The following is a 7,782-nucleotide window of genomic DNA, read 5'->3' on the forward strand; positions in this document are numbered from 1 at the left end:
CCCCGGCCCCGGGCGCCTTCCGGGGTCCCCCCAACCGGTTTCCCCGCCCACCGGCCCACCTTGCCCCCCACCCGCGGGGGCGCGGGCCCCCCCCCCCTACCCCCCCCCCGGGGGGGGGGGGCGCCGCTCCCGCCGAGCGTGCGCTTGGACCAGAGGATCGAGGCTCCACTCGCGTCGCCTATTGCGCCGCGCCGCAAGCCGTGCCGAGGGTCCAGGTACAGCCACCGCTCGCATTCGGCGCAATACGGCCGCTCCGTTGAGCGATCTTGCGGATTCAAGCGAGGGCGCAACGACCGTCAGAGACAGCAGCCCTTATTGAGGCGGCCTCTTGCGCCCTAGGGTTCTGGCGCAGGGCGCAATTTCGCTCGGGCGCTTCAGAGCATCGATCGTGCCCGCTGATTCGCCAGCCAGTAGAAGTGGAAGGGCGGGATGATGACTCGGTTGTTGAAGATGGCGGGCGAGTCTCCGGTGATGATGTCCTGCAGCAGGCCGTAGCGGAAGATCCCGCGGTGGCTGAGTTCCTCGAGGTCGAGATACTGCGAATTGGCATCGAAGTTGGCCGCGACCAGCACCGAGCTGGTCTGCATGGTCGGGTGCGTGCGCAGAAAGACGAAGAGGTGCGGGTTGCTGACGTCGATCAGCTCGCGGTTGTTGAAGTCCGCGAAGGCGGGCGTGCCCTTGCGGACCGCGATCATGCGCTTGAGTCCGTCGAAGATCCGCTGCTCGACTGTGCCCTGCTCATGGCGGCGCTCGGCGCGCGTCCAGTCGATACGTGGTCGGTGGATCCAGCGCGCATCGCCCGCCTTGTTGACGTCGTCCAGGAAGGAGCTGTCGTTCAGGGTGCCGATCTCGTCGCCGTACCAGATGAGCGGGATGCCGCCGAAGGAGAGGATCATGCCGTGCAGGGTCAGGATGAGATTGACCGCATGGTCGATCGCCTCCTGATCCTGCATCTCCAGCGCCGTCTCCAGACCGGCGAGCGAGGCTAGGGCGCCCGCAATGCGCGCGTCGCCCGTCTTGTGGTTGACGCCGAAGGGGCGGCCACGGCCTGGCGAGCCCTCGAAGGCGCCGGTGAACCAGTTGATCAGGAAGTGGCGGTGGGCATAGGGGTCATAGTCGCAGGCACGGATGTCGGCGTTGTCGAAGCCCAGGCCGATGTCATCGTGGCAGCGGATGTAGTTCAGCCAGGTGGCGCGGTCGAGCTTGAGCGGCAGGCTCTTGATGCCCTGATTGAGCAGCTTGGCGTTCTTGGTGGCGACCGCGTCCCACAGCAGCGCCATGAAGGTGGCGTTGTAGGCGATCTCGCACTCCTTGGCGATGACGGCGTCCTCGCCGAAGTACTTGATGATCTCCGAGGGCGCGACGATGGCCTCGGCGATGAAGAGCACGCCGGGTGCGACCACCTGGCAGCAGTCCTTCATGAGCTGGAGGATGAGATGGGCCTCGCGCTCGTTCTGCGAGGTGGTCCCGATCTTCTTCCAGAGAAAGGCGACCGCGTCGAGGCGCACGATGTCGGCGCCTTGGTTCGCCCAGAAGAGGATGATGTCCAGCATCTCGATGAAGACCGAGGGGTTGGAGTAGTTCAGGTCCCATTGGTAGTTGTTGAAGACCGTCATCACCCACTTCTCCATCTGGTCGTTCCAGGTGAAGTTGCCGGGCGCGGTCTCCGGGAAGATCTCCGGCATGGTCTCCTCGAACATGTCCGGCACGTCACGGTTGGGGAAGACGTAGTAGAAGTCCTGGTAGTACTTGTCGCCCTCGCAGGCCTTTTGGGCCCACTCATGCTCGTTGGAGGTGTGGTTCACCACCACGTCGAGCGTCAGCAGCATGCCGCGCTTGTGCATGGCGGCTGTGAGTTCCGAGATGTCGTCCACCGAGCCCGCGCGTGAGTCGATGTTGCGAAAGTCGCTCACGGCATAGCCGCCGTCGCTGGCGCCCTGCGGGCAACGCAGGATGGGCATGACGTGCACCATGTTGATCCCCAGCTCCTGGAGATAGGACAGCCGTTTGGTCAGGCCCTGAAGGTTGCCGGCGAATCCGTCCAAATAGAGCGCCATGCCCGTCCACTCCGGATTCAGAAACCAGCTGTGATTCTCCTCGCGCTCCATGTCGATCTGTCTGAGGCTTTCGGGACGATCGATATAGGCGCGTGCCAGACGCTCGGTCAGCTTGGTGATCTGCTCCTTGAAGTCCTCGCGATGGCCGTAGAGGTGTTCGAAGAGCGAGTGAATGGCGTAGAAGTTCGCGCCCAAACGGGTGTAGAAATGACGCAGGTCCTCACGAACGACCTGATGACTGAGATCATCGAGGATGTCGTTCAGCAGGGCATGTGAAACCTGTTCGTACATGGAGACTCCAAATTGAGCGGGGGGCCGTGTTCCCGGTGCGGCCGATAGGGCGCGAGCCGGGGGACGGCGGATGCAAGGGCGATTGGACCCGATCCGGCAGACGGGGCAGTGCGCCGAGCGGGTCGCGCCCGCTCAGATCCAGGTCGGGCAGCGCTGGCTAGTTGGCAAGACCCCACTGGTCGACGAGGGGCTGATAGAGATCAGGGTTGGCCTCGGTCGCGCCGCGCTGGCCGACGATCTTCGAGGCGAAGGATTGCGCGCGCGACAGCGTCTTGTCCAGTGACCAACCGTTGACGATGCCGAGAATGGTGACGGCCGCAAAGGCATCTCCGGCGCCGACCGTGTCGACGACCTCGAGCGCAGGTTGCGGGGCGACCCGGACAGGCTCGCTACCCTTGATCAATCCGAGCGCACCCTCGCTCCCCATGGTCACGATGAGGCCGCTGAGATCGTGCTGCTCCATGAAGTCCCTCGCCAGCTCCGGAATGGGTCTGGCGGAGGCCGCTGCGGCACCCGCGAGCATCGCGAGTTCGTGCTCGTTGAGCTTGACCCAATCGGCCTCCGTGACCAGCGCGAGCGTCTTGTCTCGGCTCCACCAAGGTGCGCGCAAGTTCACATCGAGAAAGACCAGGTCGGGCTCGGCTGACTTGATCCCGGAGAGCGTTGCCTCGGAGACCGGCTGCCGTAGCGCCAGGGTTCCGTGGTAGACGAGTGCGAAGGGCCCCATTTCGGTCGGCGTGCGAATGAAGTCATAGGCGCTGTCGGGAACGATGTCGTAGCTCGGTTCGCCGTTTTCCAGACTGACTCGCACGCGTCCGGTCGGATGGTCCGGATCGGTTTGCAGGTCGCTCGTCAGCATCCCCCAGTGCCTCATGCCCGCACGAATCTTCTCCCCGTCGGCGTCCTCACCGACGGCGCTGACGAATCTCGGTGCCGCGCCAAAGGCCTGCAAATGCCAGGCGACATTGAAGGGTGCCCCGCCAAGGACATGACGACCGTCGGGAAAACAATCGAACAGGACCTCGCCAAAGACGCAGAGTGAGGGTTTGTCCACGATTCAGAGTCCTCGCTGTCTTGATGCCGCTGCTGTGAGTTTGCTCCGCCGGTTTGCTCCGCTGGCTTGCCGCGTCACTCTTGAGCGCTCGACTCGGGCGTTGGCTCCGCGACAGGGACGCGACAGGAGCGAAAGAAGTCATAGTGTTCGACTGCCTCCAGGATGCCGTTGGCATGGGCCTGCTCCGCGAAGTAGATGTTGTCGATCTCGGAGAGTTGCGAGAGTTCCTCGTGATGACGGTTGGCGACCACGACCGCCAGGGTGTTCCCGCGCATCATATCCTCGTCCGCGCCCGATCCGCCAACCACCAGCACATGCTCCAGCGGGATGCCGAAACGGTGTGCGACATAGCGCACCGCCAGTCCCTTGCTCGCGCGCACCGGAACGATGTCCAGGAATTGGCCGAAGGCATGGATGACGTTCACCGTCAGGTCGCTGGTGCGCAGCAGGGTGGAGATCTCATCCACCGAAGGCGCGATCGAGGGGTCGTAGTGGTAGGAGATCTTGAAACGGCTCTGTTCGATCTTGGTTTGCGGCAGCAGGCCTGGAACATCGGCCAGGGCGCGGCGCACCGCTCTGGGCTTCCAGAGATGATCGACATGCTCGTTCCAGTAGTCGTCTGGGACCAGGCGCCCGGTATAGTGGATCTCGGTCCCCAGGCTGGTGATGAGCACATCCGGAATCGGGATGCCGCGGCGTTTGAGTTCGGCGAGCAGTGAGTCCAGGCGGCGCCCGGTGGCGATGCCGAAGTTCGAGCAGCGCTTGTTCTTGCGCATCATGGCCACGAAGCGCTCCACGCCTTGCGGATCGCCGAGCAGGCTCTGATCCAGGTCGGTGAAGAGCGCGCGGTCCCGGTAGACCATGGCGCGGCGCATGGGGGGCGTGTCCGGGATGGGTTCGGCCTTCTCGGTCAAGGGGGCGAGCAGCTTGCGGTAGCTCGCGGCATGGGCCTGCCAGGAATAGTGCTTGCGCACGCCCGCGAGCCCACGCTCGGAGAAGGTCTGCCAGGTCTGCGCATCACCCAGGATTTGGAGCAGAGCGTCGCCGATCTGGCGGCGGTCCAGTGGGTCGACCAGCAGGCCGTTCTCGCAGTTGCCGATGATGTCCACCGGGCCGCCGTTCTCGGTCGCCACCAGCGGCAAGCCGGTCGCCGCCGCCTCCAACAGCGTTAGGCCGAAGGGCTCGGTCAGTGCTGGGTTGATGAAGACGCCGCGGGAACTCGCCGCGAGACGGTAAATCGCGGGCACCTCATCGGCCGTATGGTGCTTGGGGATGGCGACGTGGCCGTAGAGGTCGTAGGCGTCGACCGTGATGAGAATATCGGTCAGTACGTTGCGTGCGCCCTCGTCTAGGTCGCGGATGTCGTCGCGGTTGCCGGCCACGATGAGCAGATTCGCCCGCTCCTGCAGCTGAGCGCATTCTCCATAGGCCTCGACCAGAGCGACGATGTTCTTGCGGTGGTCCGCGCGGGAGAGCGCAAGGATCAGCGGCTTGTCCGGCTCGTCGAGGAAGCGCTCGACCTCGTCCGCGAAGGCGATCGAGTCGTCGTCGGTCGGTGGATGAAACTGCTTGAGGTCGGTGCCTGGCGGAATGACACGCATGCGCTCGGGCATGTAGTAGTCATAGAGACCGTACTGCTCCTCAATCTCATTGTGGGTGCTGGTGATGACTAGGTCGGCGCTGGCCAGCACCGCCTCTTCGGCGTCGATGCGGCGCAGCATGTTGTAGCGGGCGTCGATCTGGTCGCTGTCTAGTCCGGCAGCCAGCAGCCGTTGTCGCTTGTCGCGACCGAGGGAATGTCCGGTGTGGACCAGGGGCGCGCCGATGAGATTCGACAGCCGCACGCCGACATAGCCGGCGTCGGCATAGTGACTGTGGACGATGTTCGGCCAATGTCCCGCCTCGTGTAAGTACGCGGCGAGGTTGTCCACGAAGCTGTCGAGGTGATCCCAGAGCTGCTCCTTGGGAAGGTACTCATCGGGACCCGCGTCGATGCGGAGGATGCGCACCTTTTCACTCAGTGGCTCGATGGGCTCCGCGTAGTCCGGGCTCACGGAGGGATCGACGACGCGTCGCGTGACGAGGTCGACTTGTGTGATATCGTCGCGCTCGCCGAGCGCACGGGCGAGGTCGACGACGTACTTGGTCTGTCCTCCGGTGTCGGCGTCGCGTCCGAGTTCGAGGTCGTGGCCTCGGATCAGACCGTGGATGCTGAGCAGCAGGATATACATCGATGGGGCCTCTCGTGTCCGGTGGGTCCGTCGGCGGCAAGATCACACGTCCTTTGCCTATTTAGGGTATGGCAGTCCGGCTTCGATTCCAAATGCATGGCAAATGACAGAGTTATCGCCAATGATCCGGTCGATCTGCGATTCCTCACTCTATGGCATCCGGCCCGTCGAAGATGCGCTCTGGTCTCGATCTTCCTCCGACCCAAGCGCGCTGTCGGTGGGAGCGGCGCTCCCGCGTCGCTTAGAGTGAAGGATGCGCGGTTCCGACTCAACCGACTGGGCGGTCCGATGATCGACGCTCGCGCTCGCGGGTGGCGCTTCCTCCTGCTTCGGCTAAGAAAGCGCCCATTAATTGTTTCCCGATACGAGCGATCCCGCCCGAAATCCCCCCTGGCCCCCCTTTGCGAAAGGGGGGAAGTTGTTGATGGTCACTTTCTAAGCTCAGGCAGGCTGGACAGAAGTGTCGGAAACGTGCTTTACACTCCAGGTTCGGCTGGCGTAGGCTTCGAACGCCGTGGCCGGCTGCTGTCGTTTGGCCCGCGGTTTCGTCTCCTAATCCCGCGAGATGTCTCCTTGTCCTGAGAAGAACGCCGCCGGGTGAGCATTGAGAGAGTCTGCTCGCCGGACGGCTCCCCCCCCCCATCATTAAGAAGCGAACCGAGGTTTTCCGACATGACACTGAGACCAAGATACTTGACCGCACTCGCGTTCGCGAGCATCGCGCTGTCGGCCCCCGTGCCGGCTCAAGAGGAGGCGACGGAGGCCGTGTCGACGACCGAGGCCCAAGCGGTCGATCCCATGGCGATCGATGCACTGCAACGCATGGGCGCCTATCTGCGTGGACTCGAGTCGTTCGAGCTGAAGGCGGACGATATGATCGACGAGGTGCTCGACAGCGGGCAGAAGATCATGTTGACCAAGACGGTCGAACTCAAGGCGCGCAAGCCCGACCATCTGCGCGCCGACATCGCCACTGACCGCAAGGCCCGCGAATTCTACTTCGACGGCGAGCACTTTACGCTCTACGCTCCCGAAGGCAACTTTTATGCGACCGTCCCGGCGCCCCCGACGATCCGTGAGCTGCTGGCCGTCCTGGCCGACAAGTACGGGATCGAATTTCCCCTTCAGGATCTCTTCTATTGGGGTTCGGACGAGGGGGGCGAGGCAGACATTCAAGCAGCCACCTGGGTCGGCGCCGTCATGATCGACGGTCACTTGACCGATCACTACGCCTTCCGTCAGGAGGTGATCGACTGGCAGATCTGGATCGCGCAGGGTGATGCTCCGCTGCCGCTACGCTATGTTGTGACAACCAAGGGTCTACCGGGCGAGCCCCAATACATCGCCAATCTGAGCTGGGACACCCAGGCCGCACCCACTGACGCGGTCTTCACCTTTGCTCCGTCCAAGGACGATCTCCCCATCCAGCTCGTCGTCCAAACCGAAGATCAGACCACGCCTGAAGATCAGACCACGCCCTAGGGAGCGCCCATCATGAAGATTCTGTCCAAGCATGCTCTCACCATCGTCGTTGTGAGCCTCTTCTTCGTCGGCTCTAGCCTCTTACCCCTGGATGCCTCAGCCCGCCGGGGCGGGGGCGGACATGCCCGGGCCTCCGTGCACGTAGGCGGCAGCCGCAACGTGAACGTCAACCGAAACGTCAATCGTAATGTCAACGTCAATGCCAATCGCCCGCCCCCCGGAAACCGTCCGCCACCTCAAGGTGGGCAACGGCCGCCGCCTCAAGGGGGGAAGCCGCCACCGCCTCAAGGCGGCTATCGCCCGCCGCCGCCACCGCCGCCGCGTTGGAATAACCCGGTCGGGGCGGCCGTCGCGGTTGCTGCGACGGCTGCGGTGATCGGCTCGATCGTCTATTCGCTGCCGCCCTCATGCTCGTCGGTGACCGTCAACGGCGTCACCTATAAGCAGTGTGGCTCGACCTGGTACCAGCCACGCTATTCCGGGAGCAGCGTGGAGTACATCGTCATCAATTCGCCTTACTGATGTCTGCGATGCGTCGTTGATGAGCGGCGCGGGGGGGGGGGGGGGCCGCCCCCCCCCGCGGGGGGGCAGAAGGCGAACCCGGTGCCCCGCGGGGGGGGGGGCCCGGGACCCGCGCCCAAGAGGCACCTAACCCCACCGCGACCCC

5 protein-coding genes are annotated in these 7,782 nt (G+C 64.0%); 2 read left to right on the plus strand and 3 right to left on the minus strand.

Features of this window, described 5'->3' with window-relative positions; genetic code table 11:
* Window positions 1-374: 374 nt before the first annotated feature.
* From G3480_RS24140 to G3480_RS24150, 3 genes are all read right to left on the minus strand, one after another.
* Window positions 375-2,348, minus strand: coding sequence for an alpha-amylase family glycosyl hydrolase (locus G3480_RS24140; protein ID WP_164656784.1), 1,974 nt, complete (start codon window positions 2,346-2,348; stop codon window positions 375-377).
* Between the two features lie 157 nt (window positions 2,349-2,505).
* The gene (locus G3480_RS24145) at window positions 2,506-3,402 is read right to left on the minus strand and encodes a PfkB family carbohydrate kinase (protein WP_164656785.1); all 897 of its coding nucleotides are present in this window, start codon (window positions 3,400-3,402) and stop codon (window positions 2,506-2,508) included.
* Between the two features lie 74 nt (window positions 3,403-3,476).
* A complete protein-coding gene (locus G3480_RS24150) occupies window positions 3,477-5,633 on the minus strand; it encodes an HAD-IIB family hydrolase (RefSeq protein WP_164656786.1) in 2,157 nt (718 codons plus the stop codon).
* A 672-nt stretch (window positions 5,634-6,305) separates the two neighbouring features.
* Between G3480_RS24150 and G3480_RS24155 the strand changes: the two genes are divergently transcribed.
* Both G3480_RS24155 and G3480_RS24160 read left to right on the plus strand, forming a co-directional pair.
* On the plus strand, window positions 6,306-7,115 hold the full coding sequence (locus tag G3480_RS24155; RefSeq protein WP_164656787.1) for a DUF2092 domain-containing protein: 810 nt from the start codon (window positions 6,306-6,308) through the stop codon (window positions 7,113-7,115).
* 12 nt (window positions 7,116-7,127) lie between these two features.
* Window positions 7,128-7,637, plus strand: a complete 510-nt coding sequence (locus G3480_RS24160) for a hypothetical protein (RefSeq protein ID WP_164656788.1) — start codon at window positions 7,128-7,130, stop codon at window positions 7,635-7,637.
* Window positions 7,638-7,782 lie beyond the last annotated feature (145 nt).

It is taken from the genome of Thiorhodococcus mannitoliphagus (assembly GCF_010915725.1).
GTDB lineage: Bacteria > Pseudomonadota > Gammaproteobacteria > Chromatiales > Chromatiaceae > Thiorhodococcus > Thiorhodococcus mannitoliphagus.

Excerpts from the sequence above, each read along its gene's own strand:
- G3480_RS24155 (WP_164656787.1), top strand. The coding sequence starts at position 6,306 with ATGACACTGAGACCAAGATACTTGACCGCACTCGCGTTCGCGAGCATC.
- G3480_RS24150 (WP_164656786.1), bottom strand. The coding sequence starts at position 5,633 with ATGTATATCCTGCTGCTCAGCATCCACGGTCTGATCCGAGGCCACGAC.
- G3480_RS24160 (WP_164656788.1), top strand. The coding sequence starts at position 7,128 with ATGAAGATTCTGTCCAAGCATGCTCTCACCATCGTCGTTGTGAGCCTC.
- G3480_RS24140 (WP_164656784.1), bottom strand. The coding sequence starts at position 2,348 with ATGTACGAACAGGTTTCACATGCCCTGCTGAACGACATCCTCGATGAT.